This window comes from Pseudidiomarina donghaiensis, from assembly GCF_900116895.1.
Classification (GTDB): domain Bacteria; phylum Pseudomonadota; class Gammaproteobacteria; order Enterobacterales; family Alteromonadaceae; genus Pseudidiomarina; species Pseudidiomarina donghaiensis.
This window is the reverse complement of the sequence record NZ_FPCF01000001.1, coordinates 857,948-881,218: the sequence shown is the minus strand read 5'-3', so window position 1 is coordinate 881,218 and position 23,271 is coordinate 857,948. Positions and strand designations below refer to the sequence as shown.

Genomic DNA, 23,271 nt, shown 5'->3' with positions numbered 1-23,271 from the left:
GGAGTAATCTATGCAACGCGAAAGTATGGAATTTGATGTCGTTATTGTAGGTGCTGGCCCGGCCGGCTTAAGCTGTGCTATTCGCCTTGCACAACAAGCTCAAGAACGTGAGCAAGAGCTCATGATTTGCGTTGTCGAGAAAGGTTCTGAAGTGGGTGCTCATATTTTGTCGGGGGCAGTATTTGAGCCGCGCGCGCTGAATGAGTTGTTTCCTGATTGGCAAGAACGCGGTGCGCCTTTGAATACGCCGGTAACCGACGACCATATTATGCTGTTCAAAAACGCTGAGAAAGCAACTCGGTTACCTGGATTTATGGCGCCAAAAACCTTTCATAACCACGGCAACTACATTGCAAGCATGGGTAACTTATGTCGCTGGCTTGCCGAACAAGCCGAACAGCTTGGCGTGGAAATATTTCCAGGCTTTCCGGCCGCCGATATTATCATTGAAGAAGGCCGCGTAGCGGGCATTATCACCGGCGACATGGGCTTAGACAGCAAGGGTGAGCAAAAGAGCGGTTTTGAACCAGGCATGGAACTACGCGCCAAATACACGGTTTTCGCTGAAGGATGCCGCGGCCATTTAGGCAAACGTTTACAGCAGCAGTTTAATCTGGCTGACGGTAAATCACCGCAGCATTATGCCATCGGCTTCAAAGAAATCTGGGATGTTCCTGCTGAGCAGCATCAGCCTGGCCTAGTGGTTCATAGCACTGGCTGGCCACTTGAAAATGATGCTAGCGGCGGCGGCTATTTGTATCATGCTGAAGACGGCCAGGTTTATGTCGGCCTTATTGTTGATTTAAATTACAGCAACCCTTATTTGAACCCATTTGGCGAATTTCAGAAATTTAAAACCCACCCAGAAATCGCGAAAACTTTAAAAGGTGGTAAACGAGTGACATACGGCGCCCGCGCAATCGCTAAAGGCGGACTTTATTCATTGCCCAAAATGACGTTTGCCGGCGGTGTGTTGGTGGGTTGTAACGCGGGTACCTTAAATTTTGCCAAAATTAAAGGCAATCACACCGCTATGAAGTCGGGCATGTTGGCTGCAGAGAGTATTTTTGCGGCGCTACAACATGAATCCGTGCCGGTAGAACTACCAGACTTTGCCGAGCGCTTTGAAAATTCATGGCTATACGACGAGTTATATCGGTCACGCAATTTTGGCCCAGCAGTGCATAAGTTTGGCACTATTCTAGGTGGTGCGTACAACACTATTGATCAAAACTGGTTTGGTGGAAAATTACCATTTACCATTAAAGATAATCACGCTGACCACGCACAAATGCGCAAAGCGAGCGACTGCAAGCCGATTGATTATCCAAAACCTGATAATCAATTAACTTTTGATCGTTTGTCGTCGGTATTTTTGTCAAATACTAACCATGAAGAAGATCAGCCGTGTCACTTACAGTTAAAAGACGCGACTATTCCATTACAGGTAAACCTTCCTGAGTTTGCCGAGCCGGCGCAGCGTTACTGCCCTGCTGGCGTGTATGAAGTGGTTGAAGAAAATGGCGAAGCCGTATTTAAAATAAACGCACAAAATTGCATTCATTGTAAAACTTGTGACATTAAAGATCCGTCTCAAAATATTACTTGGGTAACACCAGAAGGAACTGGAGGACCAAATTACCCAAATATGTAATTTGTTTAAATTCGCTCATTTTATTTGTAAGATATATCGGACAAATATTTGAGATTGTCGTCTGATTAAACAATGTATTAAATATAAATACACTTTGTTATTAACTTGGAAATAAACATGAGCGAATTTTTAGATATTCTTACCCATGGACGACGTTTAAAAGCTGCGGTAAAGGAATTATCGGTTTCAGAACTTGAAGAAGTAAGCGAGAAATTAACTAAAGTCATCGAAGATCGTCGCGAAGAAGAAGCTGAACTATTAAAAGTTGAAGCAGAAAAGCAACGTATTATTGAGCAACTTCGCAGAACCATGGACGAAGCTGGAATAAATGTTGCTGAGCTAGCCGGCGAAGCCGGCGTCACCGCGAAAACGAAGCGCGCTAAACGGGCTCCCAAACCACCAAAATATGAAATTCATGTGAATGGTGAACGTATTACGTGGACCGGCCAGGGCCGCATGCCAAATGCGCTAAAACAAGCGACTGAAAACGGCAAGTCTTTAGATAGCTTCTTAATTAAATAACTTACTCAGTCAATTCAAAATTAAAAGCCCACGAACTTTAATTCGTGGGCTTTTTCGTTTTATTCAATTCGAATACTGACATCACCCACGCCAGCGTCGATAGATATTTTAGCATCACCGTTAGACGAGGCTCGACTATTAGCCGTCATTAAAAATCGATTATTCTCAATTTGCCCAATGCCGCGAATTTTACTATCGCCAACCCCAACGTCTGTCTTTATTGAGGCATAGTTGCCAAAAATATCAAGATCAACTTCACCCACGCCAATATCAATATTGATATCACTTACCCACAACTCGCCGCTAATTTCGCCTACGCCAAGGTCGGTTTCAAGGCTGGCTACTTGTGGCAGTTTTATAACCCAATCAAGTTGAATACCGTCTTGTTCTTTAACTTCAAGAATAAGGCGGTCACCAGACTGACGAGCGCTAAGCTCAGCGGCTTCCACATTGCCATCTTTATCAAATACTGTATCGTTGTCTTTATAAGCACGAACGCTAACCTGCATGACATTGCCTTGCGTTCGCTCAAAGGTGATTTGCCCTACCCCTGAATCAAACTCCACCTCAGTGGCTGTACTGACGGTATATTCCGCGTTCATTATTTTTTCTTGCTCGGCCGCGTCAGCTGTAAAAGGCAAGCTCATTAAAGTTACCCCAGCAACCATTGAAAACGCGACACTCCAAATAGTACGTTGGCGATTCATTATTGTTCTCCGTTTTTTCATCATTACGCTTAAGTGTTGGTTAAGACGCATCAAATTTCGTCAACGTTTATAAAGCAATTACCGTGCCAGTTTATTTATCGCTTATATTTCATATGGTTATGTAATTAAAAATTGTGGAAAAACATCAGAACTTGGTCAAATTCACAAAACTATGCTCAAATACACAATTAATTTCTCAACTGAACTCAATGCGCGAATGATCATCGGCTCTACTCAAACAACCAATCAAAACCCCATAACCATGCACCCTATTGGTATTATTCGTTCGCCATACGCGCAAAAGTTTGCGGTACCTAGGCAGCCAGGCTTAGTTCGCGCTGCGCGCGCAACCATCGAGCTGCACGGCACTGCAGCGCACCCAGACAGTGTGCGGGGTTTAGAGCAGTTTTCTCACCTCTGGATTATGTTTGTGTTTCACCAAACCCAAGCACAAGGTTGGAAGCCTTTGGTTCGCCCTCCTCGTCTAGGCGGTAATAAAAAGCTGGGCGTATTTGCAACCCGATCGACGTTCCGCCCGAACCCCATAGGGCTTTCTGTGGTTGAACTTGAGGCCATTCGAATTGACGGCGAACGGGTGTTTATCGACGTTATTGGTGGCGACTGGGTGGATAAAACGCCAGTGCTTGATATCAAACCTTATATTCCTTATGCAGATGCAATAAGCAACGCTCAGGGTGGTTTTGCTCAAACCAGCCCCGCCACATTACCCACCGTGTTTAGTCCCGAAGCCGCGGCACAAATCGAATGTTTAGCATCCGAGTATCCGCAACTTCGACTTCTTATTGAACAGGTTCTGGCGCAAGACCCTCGCCCTGCTTATCAAAACAATAGCCAGGACGTAGACAAGACTTACGGCATGACACTTTACGACGTGAATATTCGCTGGCAGGTCGTTAATCAACAAAATCACGTAATTAGTGTCGTTAAAGGCTTTTGACGAAGCCCCGCTACTGGTAGAATTCGCCAATACTTTGTTGCTTTGCTGGAAAATTGGGGAACACATGCGTACCAGCCAATATTTACTCGGAACACTAAAAGAAACTCCTGCCGATGCTGAAGTGATTAGCCATCAGCTTATGCTGCGCGCCGGTATGATTCGTAAAGTTGCAGCAGGCCTTTATACTTGGACACCAACCGGCCTGCGCGTGCTGCGCAAGGTTGAAGCTGTGGTGCGCGAAGAAATGGAACGCGCTGGTGCCCTAGAAGTGTTAATGCCAATGGTACAACCCGCTGATTTATGGCAAGAGTCTGGCCGCTGGGAAGACTACGGCCCTGAGCTACTGCGTTTGCACGACCGTAACAACCGTGACTTTGTGTTAGGCCCAACCCACGAAGAAGTCATTGCAGAACTTGCTCGCAAAGAAATCAGTAGCTACAAACAGTTACCATTAAACTTGTTCCAAATTCAAACCAAGTTCCGCGATGAAATTCGCCCTCGTTTTGGTGTCATGCGTTCACGCGAATTCATTATGAAAGATGCGTACTCGTTCCATCTTGATCAAGAATCGCTGCAGCAAACCTATGACGTCATGCATGCTGCATATTGTCGTATTTTCGAACGCTTAGGCTTGGACTACCGTCCAGTTATTGCAGATACCGGCTCCATTGGTGGCAGCTCGTCACATGAGTTTCATGTATTGGCAAGCTCAGGCGAAGACGATATCGCTTTTTCCGATAGCTCAGACTATGCCGCGAACGTTGAATTAGCCGAGGCTGTGGCGCCACAAACGCAGCGCCCTGCGCCAAGTGCTGAGTTAGAAAAAGTAGCGACACCAAACGCAAAAACCATTGCCGCATTAGTTGAGCAGTTTAATTTGCCCATAACGCAAACCGTGAAAACATTAATCGTGCACGGTGCCGAAGAAGGCCAACTGGTGGCGCTCATTGTTCGTGGTGATCATGAACTCAACGATATTAAAGCCGCAAAACACGAACTGGTTGCAAGCCCACTAACATTTGCGAGTGAAGAAGAAATTCGCGCTGCAGTTGGTGCAGGCCCAGGCTCTCTCGGCCCAGTAAACTTAAACTTACCGATGGTTATTGATCGCAGCGTTGCGGTTATGAGCGATTTTGCCGCAGGTGCCAACGAAGATAACTTCCACTTCTTCAATATCAATTGGGAGCGCGATGTCGCGCTGCCTGCAGTGGCTGACTTACGCAATGTGGTTGCCGGCGACCCAAGCCCATGTGGTCAAGGCACATTGCAAATTAAGCGTGGTATTGAAGTGGGCCATATTTTCCAACTCGGGAAAAAATACTCCGACGCCATGAAAGTCGGCGTGTTAACTGACACTGGCAAGCACGAAACCTTGTACATGGGTTGTTATGGCATTGGTGTATCACGCATTGTCGCCGCGGCCATCGAGCAAAATCACGATGAGTACGGTATTACGTGGCCTGACGCGCTGGCACCATTTGATGTTGCCATTGTGCCGATGAACATGCACAAGTCTGCACGGGTGCAAGAAGTCGCTGAAAAACTATATAGCGAATTAACGGCCGCTGGTTTTAACGTGCTGTTTGACGATCGTAAAGAACGCCCAGGCGTTATGTTCGCTGATATGGAATTAATCGGTATTCCTCATCAAGTTGTCATTGGCGAGCGAAACCTTGACGAGCAAGCGGTTGAGTACAAGAACCGTCGCAGCGGCAATAAAGACAAAATTGCTATTGCAGACGTGGTTGCAACCTTAAAAACTAAGGTTTAAGAGTCACGGCATACTTGTCACACAAACAGTTACACAAACGAGTGTGCGTACAAACAAAAAGCCCAGCTTGCAACACAAGCTGGGCTTTTTTAATGCTTAAACCGAGCTCGTACGAGCTTAGCTTTCAGAGCCGGCCAATGGCTCCACATAGTGCAAATGCATGTCCCACGGGAAATGAATCCAAGTTTCCTGCTCTAAATCAGCAACAAAATCATCAACTAATTCCATGCCAGCAGGCTTTGCGTACACTGTAATAAACTTAGCTTTAGGGAAACGCTCGCGTAAGAACTTCAAGGTGTTACCGGTATCGACAAGATCATCAATCACCAAAAAACCTTCGCCGTCTTCGGTTGCGCTAACATCTTTTAATAAGGTGACGTTGTCGCGCTGACTATCATGGTCATAAGAACTCACACACACGGAGTCAACTACGCGCACATTCAACTCACGCGCAACAATAGCCGCAGGCACTAACCCACCACGACTAACGGCAATAATGCCGCGCCATTGCTCTGCTGGTAATTGGCGTCGCGCCAATTCTTTAGTTGCGCGATGTAATTCTTCCCAAGAAACGAAAAATTCGCGATTTGAATGCCATCCCATAACGTCTTACCCCAACCAAATAAATTTTGCGATAAACAGCGCCGCTAATAAAGCCACGCTCCAATTTAATTCACGAATACGGCCACCCAGAGCCTTCACCACCACATAGCTTATAAAGCCTAACGCGATACCATCAGCAATGGAGAATGTCAGTGGCGTCATTAATAACACCACAGCAACAGGCGCTGCTTCCGTAATGTCTTCCCAATCAACCGAGCGTAAAGTAAATAACATCAATACAGAAACGTAAATAATAGCGCCTGCTGTTGCATACGCGGGCACCATAGCCGCTAATGGCGCAAAAAATATTGCTGCCACAAACAATAGTCCAACCACCACGGCGGTTAAACCGGTTTTACCGCCAGAGGCGACGCCAGACGCCGACTCAACATAGCTAGTGGTGGTTGATGTGCCTAACGCGGCCCCCGCAACCGTAGCGGTGCTATCAGCCATCAACGCACGTTCTAAACGCGGCAAACTACCATCCGGCTTAGCAATTCCAGCGCGTTGTGCAACCGCCATGAGCGTGCCTGAGGTGTCAAATAAGTCGACAAACAAGAAGGCAAAAATAACACTCAACATCGCCACATCAAAGGCTGCAGCTATGTCCATTTGCATAAACGTTGGCGCCAAGCTTGGCGGTGCCGCGATAATGCCATTGTACTGTACGTCGCCAAGTAAAAAACCGGCCACGGTCACTAAAAGAATGCTAATTAACGCAGCGCCCTGAATACCACGAGCAACTAGGCCAATAATCAAAAAGAAGCCAGCACCAGCTAATAGTACCGACAGCGAGCCCATGTCTCCTAACGTAACGAGGGTGGCGTTATTAGCGACAATAATATTGGCGTTCTTTAAGCCAATTAACGCAAGAAACGCACCAATACCAGCAGCAATAGCTAAACGTAAAGTCACCGGAATGGAGTTAATAATCCAACTGCGAATACGCAGGGCAGACAATAAGAAGAAGAGAATGCCCGAGAAAAACACGGCCCCTAGCGCGGTTTGCCAAGTGTAGCCCATACCCAACACCACACTGTAGGTAAAAAAGGCGTTTAACCCCATACCTGGGGCTAATGCGACAGGGTAATTGGCCCACAAGCCCATCACCAAACAACCAATGGCAGCGGCCAAGCAAGTGGCAACAAATACAGCGCCGTAGTCCATGCCTGCTTCGCTTAGCATGGAAGGGTTGACGAAGATAATATATGCCATGGTTAAGAAGGTTGTGAAACCGGCAATAACTTCCCTTTTTACCGTGCTACCCTGCGCTTTGATCTGAAACAGTCGCTCCAATAAAGCTTGCATAAGCCCCCACTCTTGCGTTGCTGGTTAAAAAAATTGCCGTATTCTACATTAATCTAGCGCTAATTTCTCGACTATTATCAACTAGCGAGACTGTGATAAGCTGCGCCAGCAAAGGCACGCAACATCATGGGAGTAACAAAATGCCACGCGTGATTTATATAGATGCCCAAGGCGGTGAATTTGAAGCTGACGTTGAAGTAGGTCAAAACCTAATGGAAGGTGCCGTTGACCATATGATCGACGGAATTTTAGGTGAATGCGGCGGCGTTATGTCGTGTGCTACCTGTCATTGTTATGTCGACAAAGCTTGGGTGAACAAAATACCACCCGCCAGCGAAATGGAAGAAGACATGCTCGATATGGTTATTGAACCACAAGACAACAGCCGCCTAAGTTGTCAAATTGATATGACTGAAGAGCTTGACGGCATTGTCGTACGGCTACCTAAATCGCAGTTTTAATGAACCCCTTCAACACGCACGAATACTTCGTCGTGATAACCGGTGGTTACCCGCATTAAGCCGGCAAGTTCTGCATCGAGTTCAGGCTCGCCGGTATCAACCACTAACGGCCGTTGGCCAAGCGCCTGTAACTTCGCTTTGCTGGCCACAACGTGAATGTTGTCTTTACCAATCAAACGAATAACTTTTGGGCTTAATTGTTGGTTGCCGCGGCCGAAAATATGGCCTTGTCCACCAATGACTGTAATCACCAGTTGCACTGGCCCGTTGTGCTGCTGAATGAGTTGTTCAAGTTGCTTGGCCGTCACGTCGCTAGCAACCAGTTGTTGTTGCACCACAACATCAACCCCAAGCAAGGTATTATCAAGCCCAAGATCGTCCATAATTGCTGCCACGGTTGAACCGGAACCCATGACATACAAAGTATTGTCATCCATGCCTTCAATAACGTCGGCTGCAATGTCGGCTAACACCAATTCATCACTCTCTTTACCGCCCATTTTTACCGCTTGCACATAGCGCAGCTCGGCCGGTACCAGCATTTCACCATAGCGGCGCGCGCGCACAGTTCCCTGACGAAACGCATCTTCATCAATGTCCATAACATCGGCTTGGGTTACCGTCGTCAGCTGGCCAGAGAGCATTTGCTCCAGCACCTTACCTGCGGCGGTTGGCGAAATGGCATAAACTCCAGAGTGAATTTTCACGCCAGCTGGAATGCCAAGCACCGGCTGTTCGAGTGGGTAAACGGCACAAATGTCGCGCGCTGTGCCATCGCCGCCAGCAAACAACAAAATATCCACGGATTTTGTCGCACCAATGTGTTCGGCTAATGCGCGTGTATCTGCTGCAGTAGTGGCTTCTTGTGAAGCTTCATAAGCAATCTCATACGAAAAGCCCATCGACTCTAAAATGTCTGCACCCAAATTACCCGCGCCAGTAATAAAGGTCACGTGTGCTTGATATGGCAGAATAACTCGAAGCGCCTGTTTAACGCGCTCTGGTGCTTTAGGGGTTGCCCCCAACGCCAAGGCTTTCGCGGCGGTTTCAGCGCCATCACTGCCTTTTAATGCAACGGAGCCGCCTAAGCCTGCGAATGGGTTAACAACCAAGCCAATACGAAAGGTGTGGGAGTTATTCACTTTGGTCGCGAGATTCTTTTTGTATTGCTTCGCCAGCTTTTTCGAGGTCTTTGCCGATGCCCTCTACCGTGGCACAGCCACTCACACCCAAAGCTACGAGTAACATAAAAAAGTATTTAATTTTCATAAGTAACTTCCTTAGTTTGTTGACTATTATTCCACGAAAGAATCAATGCAGCGGGCCATGGTTGGCGATAAAACTGCGCCAGTGCCCGAGCAAAAACTTCTGCGCGTCGTGGTAATCCGTTAATTATATACGTAGCTAATTGTTGCTGAACAGCTTTTGTAAAAGCTTCGCGATCAACCTCAATACCACCAAGGTTATCCACGCTCACTTGAAACGGCACACCTGCACACAATGAAAACAGCCACTCTAGTGCCTGAGGCTTATGCTCTACCCGCTCAAACTCGGCTTGTTGCTGTGCCGTGCGGCCATCTGGTTCATACCAGTAACCGTAATCAAAGAGCTGCCTGCGACGCTCACCGGCAATACACCAATGAGCTATTTCATGCAACGCCGAAGCAAAAAAACCATGGGCAAACACAATGCGGTGATGGTCTTGCTCGCTTGTTGCTGGCTGATAATAGGGTTCGTTGTTGCCACACACGAGGCGCGTGTTAAATTCGTCGTAAAAACACTGCGCAAATAGCGAAATCAAATCAGAATAATGATGCTTGTCCGACATACTGCTGACCAAACACCCCTTAAATTTGCGGAAACGAATGCGTGACAGTGCCGTTTTGTGCGCGCTGACGTAGTACGTGGTCCATCAGCACCAATGCGGCCATTGCTTCAACCACAGGCACCCCGCGAATACCAACGCAAGGGTCATGGCGCCCGCGGGTCACAATAGTGGTTGGTTGGCCGTGTACGTCAATAGTGTCACCTGGAGTGGTAATACTAGAGGTGGGTTTAAACGCCACTTCGGCAATCAATGGTTGGCCACTACTAATTCCACCTAGCACACCGCCTGCATGATTGCTGCTAAACCCCTGTGGCGTTAACGCATCACGATGTTCACTACCGCGCTGCTCCGCAACTGCAAACCCATCGCCAATACTGACTGCTTTTACCGCGTTAATGCTCATTAAGGCTTTCGCTAAATCGGCGTCTAGTCGGTCAAATACCGGCTCACCGAGGCCCACAGGAACACCGTTCACCTCTAGACGCACCCGCGCCCCCACCGAGTCGCCTTCTTTTAACAGCTGCTTCAAATAGTCTTGAGCAGCAGCTGACATTTGCGCATCGCCACAAAACAGTGGGTCGTCCGCTACCTGCTGCCAGTCAAAAGTCGCTAATTCTGGGTGGGTGCTATGCGGCCCAATTTGTACCACGCTGGCTTGAAACTGCATATTAAGCGTTGCCGCTAAATATTTTTGCGCAATGGCACCTGCTGCAACTCGCATCGCGGTTTCGCGTGCCGATGAGCGGCCGCCGCCACGATAGTCGCGTACACCATATTTATGGGCGTAGGTATAATCCGCGTGGCCTGGGCGAAATTTATCTTTTATGTCGCTGTAATCTTTGCTGCGTTGATCGGTATTTTCAATCAATAAACCAATAGGAGTACCGGTTGTTTTGCCTTCAAACACGCCCGACAAAATGCGTACTTCGTCGGCTTCACGGCGCGCCGTGGTATAACGATTTTGGCCCGGCTTACGCTTATCAAGTAACGGTTGAATATCAGCTTCTGACAACTCTAGGCCCGGCGGGCAGCCGTCAATAACTGCACCAAGCGCCGCCCCGTGGCTTTCGCCAAAGGTTGTCACTCGAAATAATTCACCCCAAGTATTTGCTGCCATAATGCTTTTTCGCCGCTGTGGTTAATTTAAAACTGTTGGTGGTACTTTATAAGATCTTGATAAGACAATACAAATACGCCGTCCCCACCATGCTCAAAGCGAACCCATTCAAAAGGTGCTTCAGGGAACTCTTGCGCTAATGCAACCATGGAATTGCCGACTTCGCAGACCAACCAACCGTTTTCGGTTAAATGATCGGGCGCTTCACGCAAAATGGTCCGCACTAGGTCCAAGCCATCATCCCCTGCAGCAAGACCCAGTTCCGGTTCATGGTGGAATTCATCCGGCAAATCAGCCATATCTTCCGCATCGACATAAGGCGGATTGGTCACTATCAAATCATAACGTTGCTTCGGAATCGCATCGTATAAGTTCGACTGAATGGGAATAACACGATGTTCGAGATCATGCATGGCAATGTTTTGCTCAGCCACGGCTAACGCATCAAGCGACAAATCTAACGCATCTACTTCTGCCTCTTCAAAAGCATACGCACACGCGATGGCAATACAGCCGCTGCCGGTGCATAAATCAAGAATGCGTGTCGGCTCGTCAGTTAACCATGGTGAAAAACGCTGTTCAATCAACTCGGCAATAGGTGAACGCGGCACTAACACACGCTCATCAACCACAAACGGCAAGCCGGCAAACCACGCTTGGCCAATTAAATAAGCCGCCGGTTTACGCTCATCAATGCGCTGCTGCACAAGTTTGGTAAAATGTTGCCATTCAGAGTCTTGCAAACGTGCCGATTGAAACTGATCCAGTTGGCTAAAATTAAGTTGAGTAACATGCCCTAACAACAGCTGCGCTTCACTGTACGCGTTATCCGTACCGTGACCAAAGTAAATGTCTGCCGCTTGCATGGTGCTGACACTCCAACGCATGGCGTCATGCAGTGTCGTGGTGCTAAAGTTTGTCACCCGTTGTCTCCGAAGTTAAACTGATTAAGTACTTAATCGATTGCATATTTAGCGACATAAGATACCCTAATACCATTCATTTCGCACCAATAGAACCACGATGAATAAAGATTTTGACGACGATTTCGCGCTGTTTCGTGAACAAGTGAAAGTTGATCGCCGCATTCGCAGTGAAACTCATCAGCCCGAGCGACGCCGCAGCAACACCTTCATGCGCGAAGCTCAACATTTTGACAAGCGCCAGCGCGCCGCCGCGAAACAGCAACACGCCGAGTTCTTTTTTTCAGATACCTTTCGAGCGCATTTGCCCGAAGGCGCGGTGCGCTATTGTGCTGAAGGTGAGTCGACGCACGTGCTCAAGCAACTGCGCCGCGGCGACTACCCGCCGGAAATCATGCTCGACTTACACGGTATGACACAAGCAATGGCCAAACGCGAAATAGCTGCTTTGCTGCATACATGTCAGCGCGAGCAGCTGGCCTGCTGCTCAATTATGAGTGGCCATGGTAAGGGAATATTAAAAGAAAATTTACCGCACTGGCTGATTCAACACCCGGCGGTTCGAGCATTTCATCAGGCGCCAAAGGAGTACGGCGGCGCCGCGGCACTATTGGTACTTATTCAGCTGCGCGGTTTGTAATTACTCCGCTGCGCTTTTTGTAATTACTCCGCTGCGCTTTTTGTAATTACTCCGCTGCGCTAGGGGCAATCATACGCACAAATTCAGCGCGCCCAGCGTTCACATCAATACGAATTTCTGCCATGGCTGCGGTAGGAAATAACAACGGTGGTGTTTGTTTATCTAGCGTAGCAACCAAATAACTAATAAACGGCATGTGCGACACTAACATCACGTGCTTGGCGTTCATATGGTGCGTTTGCAACATAGCAAAAAACCAATCGACAAAGGTTTCTGGGTTGCTCTCGGGCACTGCATCTTCGCAAATGTCACGCGTGCTAACAGCAACTTCAGACTCGACAATGGTGGCTGTTTGTTGCGCACGAATGTAGGGGCTTACGGTTAACCAATCGAGGCCATTGCCGCCGCGCTGCTGAATATAGTCATTCAGCCAGGTTGCGCTCGCTAATACCTCATGCTCGCCCATGGTACTTAACGGTCGTACTGCATCTGCTTTTAATGCTTGCGCTGGCTCTGCATCACCATGACGCATAATAAACAAGGTTACCGCCACGACTTGTCAACCCTCATTCTCATCCGCCTCGGCGCGGCGCCGACGACGCCCACCAGTCACAGGGTCTGCGCGACCTTCGTCTTTGGCTTGATCAGCACGACGACGACGCACAGCTTTCGGATCGGCAATCAACGGACGATAAATTTCTATCCGATCGCCCTCGCGTAATTCTTGATCCAATTTAACAGCTTTGCTCCAAATACCAACCTTTTGTTGCTCTAGATCTATCTCTGGAAAATAGTGTTTGATATTTGACTGCTCAATCGCTTCGGCAACCGTGGTGCCAGCAACGACCCGCAAAGGAATAATTTGCTGTCGTTGCGGAATCGCGTAAGCCACTTCAATTTGTATTTGCTCAGCTGACATGGCTAATTATTCCCATAAACCTGTTGTGCTCGCTGCACAAACGCATCAACCATACGGCTTTGCAACTCATTGAAAATTTTACCAAACGCCATGCCAAGCAAACGGTTGGCAAATTCAAACTCAAGCTTCAGCACAATTTTACACGCGTTCTGATCAAGCGCATGAAAGCTCCAGCCGCCTCGCAAATATTGAAACGGCCCGTCGACTAGCTCCATGCCAATGCGTTCATGCGGCTCAAGGGTATTGCGCGTGGTAAACGATTTACTGATGCCTGCTTTACTAATGTCTAACCGCGCAACTTTCATAACATCGGTGCTTTCCAGAACAGTGGCGGTACGACAACCCGGCACAAATTCCGGGTAACGATCGACATCGTTGACCAGAGCGTACATCTGCGCATCGCTATATGGCACCAAGGCGCTTCGTTCAATAGTCGGCATCGGTTTCCTCGTTCGTTACAAATGATGCGCATGATAGCGCATTTCTTGCACGTGTTCACATGCACAAACAAATTTTCTTTTTCATTGGCATAGGTATAATACGCGCTATGAGCAAAGCTAAAAAAAATCAGAATTCAAATACCATCGCGCTGAACAAAAAAGCACGTCATGAATATTTTCTCGAAGACAAATTCGAGGCCGGTCTCGCCCTGCAGGGCTGGGAGGTAAAAAGTATTCGCGCCGGCAAAGTGAATATCAGCGATACCTACGTCATCATCAAAAACGGTGAGGCTTACTTATTGGGCGCGCAAATACAGCCGCTTATTTCAGCCTCTTCGCACGTGGTTTGCGACCCAGAACGCACCCGTAAGCTGCTGTTAAAGCAGCGCGAGCTTGATAAACTTATCGGCGCTAGCGAGCGTGAGGGCTATGCCATTGTCGCTACTGCCATGTATTGGAAAAAGCACTTGGTAAAATTGGAAATTTACCTAGCTAAGGGTAAAAAATCCCACGATAAACGCGACACCATTAAAGAGCGCGACTGGCAGCGCCAAAAAGCGCGCATTATGAAGCACAATGTGCGTTGACACGCAGATAAAAAAGCGATAACTTCAGTTTCACACTTAAACAAGTTTAAAAAAGGCTATATAACGTGTTGAACATCACATTAACGACCCAAACACAAAAAAACTGGTGGTGGCATTTCCCGACCTAGCGGGCGATGCTTGTGTGCGTGTTTCTCACGTAATGCTTCAAAACCCGCTTCAATGAGCGGGTTTTTTTATGTCCGCAAATTGAAGCCGAATGAAGCGCAAATAATTATACAACTTTACAAACAACTTAAAGCGGACATTCATTGTGAATATTATTGAACAGCCCGGACATTTGACAAGCTTACGCATGAAGCTGCCATACCAAGCCGACACATTGGGCTTGTATCAACGTTTATGCGGCCCCTCACAAGCTAGCTTGTTGCTTGACTCCGCAGAAATACAGTCTCGCCAAAATCTAAAAAGCTTAGTTATGGTCAATGCCGCACTGGAGCTAACCTGCCAAGCTCAAACCGTGACTATTAACGCATTAACCGCCAACGGCGAAGCCTTGCTGCCATGGTTAACGGAGCAGTTGCGCGATGTCTGTCAGCTAAGCACCGCACAAAGTCAGCTTATTTGCACGTTCGAACCCTTGCCGACCGCAGCCGACGAAGATTCGCGTTTACGTATGGTGAGTAACGTTGAACCCCTGCGTATTATTCAGCAGCGCCTGCAGCAGCATGCGCAACAAGGTAATATCCATCCGCTCGCGCTATTTATTGGCGGTGTTTTTGCCTACGACTACGTTGCTAGCTTCGAGCAGTTGCCCACCGTTGATGACGGGGTTAACCAATGCCCTGACTACCAGTTTTACGTTGCTGAAACGCTATTAGTAATTGATCATCAACAGCAAACCACCGAGCTACTTGCCAGTTTGTTCAGCGGCCCACAAAGTGCGCAATACTATCAAGACATCGCACAGCAACTCGGCCGTATTGCGGCACTGTGCCAGCTGCCGGCCGTCAATAGCTCAAGCAGCCCCTCAGCTGCGCAAGCGCAAGTGGTTGACAGCAAGGTAAGCGCAACGCCATCAGCAAAAGAATTTGCCCAGCAGGTGCTTGATCTTAAAGAGCACATTAGCGCTGGTGACATTTTCCAAGTAGTACCCTCGCGACGCTTCACCATGGCCTGCCAAGACAGCCTTGCTGCATACGCGCAATTGAAACAAATGAACCCGTCGCCTTATATGTTTTTCATGCGCACACCGGCGTATGAGCTGTTTGGCGCGTCGCCAGAATCTGCACTGAAATATACCAAAAACACCAACCAAGTTGAGCTATACCCTATTGCTGGAACCCGTCCGCGCGGCAAACACAGTAATGGCAGTATTAATGCCGACCTTGATAGTCGATTGGAGCTTGAGTTACGCCTTGACCAAAAGGAGCTTGCTGAGCACATGATGCTGGTTGATTTAGCACGCAATGATCTAGCCCGCATTGCCCAGCCAGGCACCCGTTACGTCGCTGACTTATTGCAAGTAGACCGTTATTCACACGTCATGCACCTGGTGTCTCGTGTTGTGGCTCAACTGGCTGATGACCTTGACGCCCTGCATGCTTACCGCGCATGCATGAATATGGGCACCTTAGTTGGCGCCCCTAAAATAAGCGCCGCAGCACTTATTCGTGGTGTTGAAAAGCAGCGCCGCGGCAGCTATGGCGGCGCTGTTGGCTATATCAACGGGCACGGCGACATGGACACCTGCATTGTTATTCGTTCGGCGTTTGTGCAAAACGGTCAAGCCGTGGTTCAAGCCGGCGCTGGTGTCGTGCACGACTCAGACCCCGCGGCTGAAGTTGCAGAAACAGAGAACAAAGCGCGGGCCGTCTTAGAAGCCATCAGAATTGCTAATCAACAGGTACAGGAGTAAACCATGAACACCACCAACACCGCTCCTGCACGCATTGTCATGATCGACAATTTTGACTCGTTTAGCTACAACCTAGTCGACGAGTTACGCCAACTTGGCTACCCGTTAGTCATTTATCGTAACAACGTGGATGCCGCACAGTTACTTGCACAAATGGCCGACTATACTGGGCCACAGCTTATTTGCTTATCACCAGGCCCTGGTCATCCAGCGCAATCAGGTAATTTATTAGCATTTATTGAAGGGGCCAAAGGCCGCTTTCCAATGTTAGGCATTTGTTTGGGCTTTCAGGCGCTCATTCATGCCGCAGGCGGTGACATTGACCGCTGCCATGAAACCGTGCACGGCAAAAAAGCACAGGTTGTGACGCAGCCTCATGCCATGTTTGCGGGCCTGGATAACCCCTTAACCGTGGCGCGTTATCATTCGTTGTGCGGTTACCGGTTACCGGAACGTATTCGGGTTCTGGCTGCCATCGGGGCGATACCCATGGCCGCTGAGTTTCCAGAATACCAAGCCATTGGCTTTCAATTTCATCCAGAATCCATATTAACCAGTCATGGCAGCCAATTGTTGGCGCAAACCGTGGCCTACTTAATGCAGCAGTACGGGAGTTAACATGCAAGCCATTCATCAACTACTTGCAGGCGAAGAGCTAAGCGCCAAAGCGGCTGAGAAGCTATTTGATCACCTGGTAAAAGGTGAGCTAAACGACATTCAAATTACAGCAGCGCTAGTTGCCATGAAACTGCGCGGTGAGCAGCCGCCAGAAATGGCCGGCGCGGCGCAAGCTCTGCGGCGTGCCGCGAAAACCTTTAAACGCCCTACCCGACTAGTGATTGATAGCTGCGGTACCGGCGGCGACGGTAGTAATACCATGAATATCTCAACCACCGCAGCCTTAGTTGCTGCGAGTATGGGCTTAACCGTGGCTAAGCATGGCAATCGCAGTGTGTCGTCGCGCTCAGGCTCGGCCGATGTGTTAGAAAGCCTTGGCTTGTCTGTCACACAAGACCCCGAAGTTGCTGAGCGCCAGTTAGATGCCTTTAATTTCTGCTTTTTATTCGCACCGCATTATCACCCAGGCATTCGCTATGCCATGCCAAGCCGCCAAACATTGAAAACCCGCACGCTGTTTAATTTACTTGGCCCGTTAGTGAACCCGGCTCGCCCTGATGCACAAGTATTGGGCGTTTACGACCCAAGTTGGTGCCGCCCTATGGCTGAAACCCTGCGCCTACTCGGCTGCCAAAGGGCCATGGTGGTGCACGGTTCAGGCTTAGACGAAATTGCCCTGCATGGCGAAACCCATGTGGTAGAACTGAAAGACGGTGAACTGCACGACTACACCTTAAGCCCAGATACTTTCGGCGTAGAACGCGCTAGCATCGAAGAATTGCGCGGTGGCGACGCCGATTTTAACGCTAAATTACTGCAGAACGTTTTGGCTGGTACAGCCACCGAGGCACAATTGAACGCCGTTGCAGTAACCGTTGCAGCCATGCTGTATATTGCCAACCAAGCAGCGTCACTGGCTGAAGCAACCGCCTTGGTACGCGAACACTTGGCCAGTGGCGCAGCGCTGACACACTTACAAAAGCTGCAGGAGTTTAACCGTGGTTGATACCCCGTCAATATTACAAAAAATTGTGGCTAAACGCCGACTGCGGCTTGCTGAGCAATTGCAGACGATGGATATGCCAGCGCTAACCGCGGAACTAAAACCGAGTACCCGCAGCCTTGCTGAAGCTCTAGCCAAACCCCGAGCCAGTTTTATTTTAGAGTGCAAGAAAGCGTCGCCTTCCAAAGGCCTCATTCGCCCTAATTTTAATGCGGTAAGCCTAGCGCAAACCTACAGCCGATACGCCGATGCCATTTCGGTACTCACCGAGCCCGACTTTTTCCAGGGTGATTTCAGCTACTTAGCGGCCGTGAGTGCCGCCGTAAACCTGCCGGTACTATGCAAAGACTTTATTGTTACCACCGAGCAAGTGCTGCTAGCACGGCATTTCGGCGCCGACGCTATTTTATTAATGCTGTCGATACTCGACGACACCCAATATCGTGAATTAGCCGAGTTAGCAGCGCGTTACCAGCTTGATGTTCTTACTGAAGTGGCTACCCAAGAAGAACTTGAGCGCGCACTTAAGTTAAACGCCAAAATTATTGGTATTAACAACCGCAACCTGCACGATCTTTCCATTGACCCACAGCGTAGTATTAGCATGAGCAAGCAAATACCTGCTGGTACCTTGGTGGTGGCCGAGTCTGGTTACAGTGAGCATCAAGCCATACGTAAAACCGCCGAACATGTGGACGGTTTTTTAATTGGCAGTGCCTTGTCGCAACAAGCCAATGTTGACCAAGCCTGCCGTGAACTTATTTACGGCCAACACAAAGTTTGTGGCCTAACCAAACCGGCAGACGCAAGCGTGGTACGTGCGGCTGGTAGCGCTTATGGTGGGCTCATTTTTGTCGGCCATTCGCCGCGCTGTGTCACTCCCGAGCAGGCAGCTGAAATAGTTGCCACCGAGCCACAACTCGAGTTCGTGGGCGTCTTTGCCGATCAACCCTTGGCCCAAGTAAGCGACATCGCCAAGCAGCTTCAACTTGCTGTGGTGCAGTTGCACGGTCAAGAAGACCTCGACTATGTTAGTGAACTACGCAAAGCATTGCCCGCTGGCACCAGAATTTGGAAGGCTATCGGCGTCGATGAGCCTCTTGTGCTTCCACAAATGGACGTTGATGAATTTTTGCTCGACAACCGCTTTGGCGGCAGCGGCCAGCCCTTCAATTGGCAACTGCTCAATGGGCTAACCGAACAGCAACGCCAACAGTGTGTGCTAGCTGGTGGTATTCAGCTAAGTAACTTGAGGGCAGCGCAGCAAACCGGCGTCAACCGCCTCGATGTCAACTCGGGCGTAGAACATGCTAAAGCCAGCAAAGATGCCGGCAAAATCATCGCGTTTTTTGCTGCCATTCGTCAGTATGGCCGCGTGGCAACGCGCGAACACGAAACACTTTCATCGAATTCATAACAAGGTGCAGTATTTATGAGCTCTTCAACTGAAAAATTATCCGCCTATTTTGGCGATTTTGGTGGCCAATTTGTGCCAGAAATACTTCTACCAGCGCTTGATCAACTTGAACAAGCATTTATCGATGCGCAAAACGACGAAGCTTTCCAAGCCGAGTTTCGCGACCTATTAAAAAACTACTTAGGCCGTCCAACACCACTGTCTAAGTGCCGTAACTTGCCGCAAAACTCGCCCAACGGCACCGAAATTTATTTAAAACGCGAAGACTTACTGCATGGCGGCGCGCACAAAACCAATCAGGTGCTTGGCCAAGCTCTCTTAGCCAAGCGCATGGGTAAACAGCGTATTATTGCTGAAACCGGTGCTGGCCAGCACGGCACGGCAACAGCTTTAGCCTGCGCCTTACTTGACCTTGAATGCATTATTTACATGGGCGCCAAAGACGTCGCTCGCCAGCAACCGAATGTGTTCCGTATGGAGCTTATGGGCGCGAAAGTGGTCGCCGTTGATGCCGGCAGTGGCACCCTAAAAGACGCGGTTAACGAAGCCATGCGCGACTGGACAGCAAGTTACAGTACCACGCATTATTTGCTTGGTACCGCAGCTGGCCCGCATCCGTTTCCTACCATTGTGCGCGAGTTTCACCGCATGATTGGTGCCGAAGCCAAAGCACAAATGCTTGAACGCATTGGCCGCCTACCCGACGAAGTCATTGCCTGTGTGGGCGGTGGCTCGAACGCCATTGGTATGTTTGCCGAGTTTATTGACGAACAAGACGTTGCTTTGGTGGGCGTTGAACCGGCGGGTAAAGGGGTCGACACGCACCTGCACGGCGCCACGCTAGCTGCCGGCAAGCCTGGCATTTTGCATGGCTGCCGCTCGTTTTTAATGCAAACTGACGAAGGCCAAATTGAAGAAAGCTATTCGGTTTCAGCCGGTCTTGACTACCCTGGCGTTGGCCCACAACATGCGTATTTGCGCTCTATTGGTCGCGCCCGCTATGAATCGGTAACTGACGACGAAGCCTTAGAAGCCTTTCAAATACTCGCCAAGCACGAAGGTATTATTCCAGCTTTAGAGTCTGCCCATGCGTTGGCCTATGCACTGAAACGTGCAGCGCAACCCGATGCGCCTAAAGTGCTGTTGGTTAACCTATCTGGCCGAGGCGACAAAGACATTGACCATGTACGTCGTATTTTACAGGAACGTACCGAAGCCCAGTCAGCACCGCAAGGAGGCCAAGCATGAGCCGCTACGAACAATTATTTAGTCGTTTGTCAGCCGCTAAGCAAGGGGCATTTGTTCCCTTTGTGACATTGGGCGACCCCACCCCAGAGCTCAGCTTAAAAGTTATTGATGCATTGGTGGCCGGTGGTGCCGACGCATTAGAGCTAGGCCTACCCTTCTCTGACCCAGTAGCCGACGGGCCGACTATTCAAAAGGCCAATATTCGGGCGCTAGCAGCAGGTACTCGCATTAGCGATGCTTTTCACATTATTGAACAAGTGCGCGCGCGCTACCCAGAGCTACCTATTGGTTTATTGGTGTACGCTAATTTGGTGGTGAGTAATGGCATGGATAGTTTCTATCAACGCTGCCAGCAAGCCGGTGTTGATTCGGTATTGATAGCCGATGTTCCGGTGCGTGAAGGCAAACAATTTGCCGCCATTGCGCGCGAGTTTGGCGTCGAGCCTATTTTTATTGCGCCACCCGATGCCTCATCAGCAACACTGCAACAGGTTGCCAACAACAGTGCGGGCTATGTTTACTTACTCAGTCGAGCGGGGGTAACAGGTGCCGAAACACAAATGCAGGCACCAGCTAGCGACATCATCGATCAACTGCGCCAGTACCATAGTGCGCCTCCGCTTTTGGGCTTTGGCATTGCCAGCCCCGAGCACGTGCAGGCGGCCTTAGCCGCCGGTGCTGCTGGCGCTATCTGCGGCTCGGCCATTGTGAAAATAATCGAGCAATATCAACATGATGAAAACGCTCTAACCCAGAACCTGCAAGAATTTGTGCAATCTATGAAGGCGGCAACAAGCAGTCTTTAAGGGCTGCTTCTACCTGCGCAAATTTGAACGAATAACCGGCCTGCTGCAAGCGCTCAGGCAACACCAGTTGGCCGGTTAATAACATGTCTGACATTTCCCCTAACATTAATTTAAGTGCCCATGCCGGTACCCGCATAAAATGCGATTTACGCAGGACTCTCGCTAACGTCCGACTAAACTCCTGCTGCTTCACAGGGTTAGGCGCGGTGGCATTATAAACTCCACGTGTTTCGCCCTGCTCAAGCAGAAATAGAATAATTTCCACCATGTCGTCAATATGTACCCAACTAAACCCTTGTTGCCCGTGGCCTAACGGCCCCCCAAGCCCTAACAAGTATGGTGGCAGCATCTTTTTCAATGCCCCACCCTCGGGTGCCAATACAACGCCTGTGCGAATAACACACACCCGTGTTTTCGGTGAATCTGCGGCTAATGCCAAACGTTCCCATTCGGCGCATAAGTGATGCGCAAAATCATCGGCTTCAACCGCACTTGTTTCAGTAACCGGCGTGCTGCCTTGTGGCCCATAGAAACCTATAGCCGAGCCACTAATAAATACTTGCGGCGGTTGCGCAGCGCTTTGAATACGCTCGGTAAGTTGGCGCGTAATATTCCAACGACTTTGCTCCAACCGAAGTTTTTGTCGCGAACTCCAGCGTTTATCAGCAATGCCCTCGCCCTGTAAATTAATTACGGCGTAGAACTCACTCATATCACTAACTTCGTCAAGAGTGCGCACTACATGTACCTGCTGCCCTAAGCGGGCAATTGCCCGTTGCGGATTGCGACTAGTCACTGTCACTTGGTAGCTTTTAAGCAAATGAGGAATTAGCGCCTGCCCAATCAGCCCCGTTCCGCCAGTGATCAATAATTTCATAATACCGTTACCCTATAAGCTGCCGCTTCATCATGTTTATTGGTTTTTATTAACTATAGTCTAGCCACACAATCTAGTACCGTGCGAAGTTTTCTGGCACACTGCGATTTCGTTTAAGTATTGGATTTCATTATGCTGATAGTACTGGAATATTTACCGATTGTTTTGTTTTTCGTGTTCTACCTACTGGGCGATATATTTATTGCCACTGGGGTATTAATGCTCGGCACGATACTGCAAATTATCGGCATGAAATTCATGCGTGAACCAATAACAACCCGCCACTGGATTATTATGTGGGCGGTACTTATTTTCGGCAGTATTACCTTGTTCTTACGCGATGAGTGGTTCGTGAAGATCAAAGTGACCGTTATTTATATTGCCATCGCCCTATTTCTACTTATCGGTATGTGGTGGAAAAAACGCAGCCCACTGCAAAGTATGCTGGGTAGCGAAATTAACCTGCCACTTTTTGCTTGGCGCCGCCTAACTTATGCTTGGGTTATTTTTGCGTTAGCGCTAGCCGTCACAAATCTATATATCGCTGAACAAATGAGCTTAGACGCTTGGGTAAACTTTAAGGTGTTCGGCACCTTGGGCGCGACGCTTATTTTTAGTGTGTTTTCTGGTGCGTATATGTTCAAACATCACACCGATCGTGAAAAAGATGCAGAGGAAATTGAATAATGTGGTTTGTTATTTGGGCTGAAGATGCACCGAACAGTTTAGCCGCGCGCCGCGCGACTCGCCCCGCTCATTTAGACCGTTTGAAGGCCTTGCAAACGGAAGGCCGATTATTAGTGGCAGGCCCATGCCCAGCTATTGCCGCCACCGACCCCGGTGATGCTGGCTTTACTGGCTCTATGGTCGTAGCAGAATTTGATACCCTTGCCGACGCTCAAGCATGGGCAAATGCCGACCCCTATTTGGCTGCCGGCGTGTACGAACAGGTTACGGTAAAACCTTACTTGAAAGTACTTCCATAAGT

The 23,271-nt window shown here is 49.0% G+C and carries 27 protein-coding genes; 15 read left to right on the top strand and 12 right to left on the bottom strand.

Annotated elements, in window-relative coordinates; translation table 11 throughout:
* Nucleotides 1-10 precede the first annotated feature (10 nt).
* Nucleotides 11-1,654, top strand: coding sequence for an electron transfer flavoprotein-ubiquinone oxidoreductase (locus BM334_RS04310; protein ID WP_092838314.1), 1,644 nt, complete (start codon nt 11-13; stop codon nt 1,652-1,654).
* Between the two features lie 117 nt (nt 1,655-1,771).
* On the top strand, nt 1,772-2,176 hold the full coding sequence (locus BM334_RS04305; protein WP_092838311.1) for an H-NS family histone-like protein: 405 nt from the start codon (nt 1,772-1,774) through the stop codon (nt 2,174-2,176).
* A 59-nt stretch (nt 2,177-2,235) separates the two neighbouring features.
* On the opposite strand, the gene BM334_RS04300 is transcribed toward BM334_RS04305, so the two are convergent.
* Nucleotides 2,236-2,883 (bottom strand): toast rack family protein, encoded by a 648-nt coding sequence (locus BM334_RS04300; protein WP_092838308.1) that lies wholly within the window; start codon nt 2,881-2,883, stop codon nt 2,236-2,238.
* A 172-nt stretch (nt 2,884-3,055) separates the two neighbouring features.
* Here BM334_RS04300 and tsaA point away from each other — a divergent pair, with 172 nt between their 5' ends.
* A complete protein-coding gene (gene tsaA, locus BM334_RS04295) occupies nt 3,056-3,841 on the top strand; it encodes a tRNA (N6-threonylcarbamoyladenosine(37)-N6)-methyltransferase TrmO (protein ID WP_338052140.1) in 786 nt (261 codons plus the stop codon).
* Nucleotides 3,842-3,905: 64 nt separating this feature from the next.
* Nucleotides 3,906-5,612, top strand: coding sequence for a proline--tRNA ligase (locus BM334_RS04290; RefSeq protein WP_092839298.1), 1,707 nt, complete (start codon nt 3,906-3,908; stop codon nt 5,610-5,612).
* Between the two features lie 117 nt (nt 5,613-5,729).
* On the opposite strand, the gene gpt is transcribed toward BM334_RS04290, so the two are convergent.
* Nucleotides 5,730-6,215 carry a xanthine phosphoribosyltransferase gene (gene gpt / locus BM334_RS04285; protein ID WP_092838305.1) on the bottom strand — a complete coding sequence of 162 codons (486 nt, stop codon included), beginning with the start codon at nt 6,213-6,215 and terminating at the stop codon, nt 5,730-5,732.
* A 6-nt stretch (nt 6,216-6,221) separates the two neighbouring features.
* Complete coding sequence (locus BM334_RS04280) at nt 6,222-7,523, bottom strand: NCS2 family permease (RefSeq protein WP_092838302.1); 1,302 nt, start codon at nt 7,521-7,523, stop codon at nt 6,222-6,224.
* 140 nt (nt 7,524-7,663) lie between these two features.
* Here BM334_RS04280 and BM334_RS04275 point away from each other — a divergent pair, with 140 nt between their 5' ends.
* Complete coding sequence (locus BM334_RS04275) at nt 7,664-7,984, top strand: 2Fe-2S iron-sulfur cluster-binding protein (protein WP_092838300.1); 321 nt, start codon at nt 7,664-7,666, stop codon at nt 7,982-7,984.
* Here BM334_RS04275 and BM334_RS04270 read toward each other — a convergent pair.
* The 5 genes from BM334_RS04270 to prmB are packed head-to-tail and all read right to left on the bottom strand — an operon-like array spanning nt 7,981 to nt 11,852.
* On the bottom strand, nt 7,981-9,126 hold the full coding sequence (locus BM334_RS04270; RefSeq protein WP_092838297.1) for an ATP-NAD kinase family protein: 1,146 nt from the start codon (nt 9,124-9,126) through the stop codon (nt 7,981-7,983). The two genes, BM334_RS04275 and BM334_RS04270, sit on opposite strands and share 4 nt — an antisense overlap.
* Nucleotides 9,119-9,253, bottom strand: coding sequence for an entericidin A/B family lipoprotein (locus tag BM334_RS04265; protein ID WP_072243350.1), 135 nt, complete (start codon nt 9,251-9,253; stop codon nt 9,119-9,121). The genes BM334_RS04270 and BM334_RS04265 overlap by 8 nt, the downstream gene beginning before the upstream one ends.
* Entirely contained in the window at nt 9,243-9,812 is a 570-nt protein-coding gene (locus BM334_RS04260) for an elongation factor P hydroxylase (RefSeq protein WP_092838294.1), read from the bottom strand. The genes BM334_RS04265 and BM334_RS04260 overlap by 11 nt, the downstream gene beginning before the upstream one ends.
* Before the next feature lie 19 nt (nt 9,813-9,831).
* Nucleotides 9,832-10,929, bottom strand: coding sequence for a chorismate synthase (aroC, locus tag BM334_RS04255; RefSeq protein ID WP_092838291.1), 1,098 nt, complete (start codon nt 10,927-10,929; stop codon nt 9,832-9,834).
* A 26-nt stretch (nt 10,930-10,955) separates the two neighbouring features.
* Nucleotides 10,956-11,852: a 50S ribosomal protein L3 N(5)-glutamine methyltransferase gene (prmB, locus tag BM334_RS04250; RefSeq protein ID WP_256209360.1), complete on the bottom strand. Its 897-nt coding sequence runs from the start codon at nt 11,850-11,852 to the stop codon at nt 10,956-10,958.
* Between the two features lie 100 nt (nt 11,853-11,952).
* Between prmB and smrB the strand changes: the two genes are divergently transcribed.
* On the top strand, nt 11,953-12,492 hold the full coding sequence (gene smrB / locus BM334_RS04245) for an endonuclease SmrB (RefSeq protein ID WP_092838288.1): 540 nt from the start codon (nt 11,953-11,955) through the stop codon (nt 12,490-12,492).
* Nucleotides 12,493-12,538: 46 nt separating this feature from the next.
* Here the strand turns inward: smrB and sixA are convergent, their stop codons facing one another.
* The 3 genes from sixA to BM334_RS04230 are packed head-to-tail and all read right to left on the bottom strand — an operon-like array spanning nt 12,539 to nt 13,851.
* Entirely contained in the window at nt 12,539-13,045 is a 507-nt protein-coding gene (gene sixA, locus BM334_RS04240; protein ID WP_092838285.1) for a phosphohistidine phosphatase SixA, read from the bottom strand.
* Between the two features lie 6 nt (nt 13,046-13,051).
* Complete coding sequence (locus BM334_RS04235) at nt 13,052-13,411, bottom strand: RnfH family protein (RefSeq protein WP_092838282.1); 360 nt, start codon at nt 13,409-13,411, stop codon at nt 13,052-13,054.
* A 2-nt stretch (nt 13,412-13,413) separates the two neighbouring features.
* Complete coding sequence (locus tag BM334_RS04230) at nt 13,414-13,851, bottom strand: type II toxin-antitoxin system RatA family toxin (RefSeq protein ID WP_092838279.1); 438 nt, start codon at nt 13,849-13,851, stop codon at nt 13,414-13,416.
* Between the two features lie 107 nt (nt 13,852-13,958).
* Between BM334_RS04230 and smpB the strand changes: the two genes are divergently transcribed.
* The 7 genes from smpB to trpA all read left to right on the top strand — a co-directional run bounded on the left by smpB (nt 13,959) and on the right by trpA (nt 21,406).
* Entirely contained in the window at nt 13,959-14,438 is a 480-nt protein-coding gene (gene smpB, locus BM334_RS04225; RefSeq protein WP_055438511.1) for an SsrA-binding protein SmpB, read from the top strand.
* A gap of 271 nt (nt 14,439-14,709) precedes the next feature.
* Nucleotides 14,710-16,314, top strand: a complete 1,605-nt coding sequence (locus tag BM334_RS04220; protein WP_420849426.1) for an anthranilate synthase component 1 — start codon at nt 14,710-14,712, stop codon at nt 16,312-16,314.
* A gap of 3 nt (nt 16,315-16,317) precedes the next feature.
* Nucleotides 16,318-16,932, top strand: a complete 615-nt coding sequence (locus BM334_RS04215) for an aminodeoxychorismate/anthranilate synthase component II (RefSeq protein ID WP_092838273.1) — start codon at nt 16,318-16,320, stop codon at nt 16,930-16,932.
* A gap of 1 nt (nt 16,933) precedes the next feature.
* The gene (trpD, locus tag BM334_RS04210) at nt 16,934-17,938 is read left to right on the top strand and encodes an anthranilate phosphoribosyltransferase (protein ID WP_092838270.1); all 1,005 of its coding nucleotides are present in this window, start codon (nt 16,934-16,936) and stop codon (nt 17,936-17,938) included.
* On the top strand, nt 17,931-19,352 hold the full coding sequence (gene trpCF / locus BM334_RS04205; protein ID WP_092838267.1) for a bifunctional indole-3-glycerol-phosphate synthase TrpC/phosphoribosylanthranilate isomerase TrpF: 1,422 nt from the start codon (nt 17,931-17,933) through the stop codon (nt 19,350-19,352). Before trpD ends, trpCF begins: the two co-directional genes overlap by 8 nt.
* 15 nt (nt 19,353-19,367) lie before the next feature.
* Nucleotides 19,368-20,600 (top strand): tryptophan synthase subunit beta, encoded by a 1,233-nt coding sequence (trpB, locus tag BM334_RS04200; RefSeq protein WP_092838264.1) that lies wholly within the window; start codon nt 19,368-19,370, stop codon nt 20,598-20,600.
* A complete protein-coding gene (gene trpA / locus BM334_RS04195; RefSeq protein ID WP_092838261.1) occupies nt 20,597-21,406 on the top strand; it encodes a tryptophan synthase subunit alpha in 810 nt (269 codons plus the stop codon). The genes trpB and trpA overlap by 4 nt, the downstream gene beginning before the upstream one ends.
* Here the strand turns inward: trpA and BM334_RS04190 are convergent.
* Entirely contained in the window at nt 21,378-22,283 is a 906-nt protein-coding gene (locus BM334_RS04190; RefSeq protein WP_092838258.1) for a TIGR01777 family oxidoreductase, read from the bottom strand. The two genes, trpA and BM334_RS04190, sit on opposite strands and share 29 nt — an antisense overlap.
* 132 nt (nt 22,284-22,415) lie before the next feature.
* On the opposite strand from BM334_RS04190, the gene BM334_RS04185 reads away from it, so the two are divergent.
* Together BM334_RS04185 and BM334_RS04180 are read left to right on the top strand one after the other, a co-directional pair.
* Nucleotides 22,416-22,970, top strand: coding sequence for an inner membrane-spanning protein YciB (locus tag BM334_RS04185; RefSeq protein ID WP_092838255.1), 555 nt, complete (start codon nt 22,416-22,418; stop codon nt 22,968-22,970).
* The gene (locus BM334_RS04180; RefSeq protein WP_092838252.1) at nt 22,970-23,269 is read left to right on the top strand and encodes a YciI family protein; all 300 of its coding nucleotides are present in this window, start codon (nt 22,970-22,972) and stop codon (nt 23,267-23,269) included. The genes BM334_RS04185 and BM334_RS04180 overlap by 1 nt, the downstream gene beginning before the upstream one ends.
* The last annotated feature ends 2 nt before the right edge of the window (nt 23,270-23,271 follow it).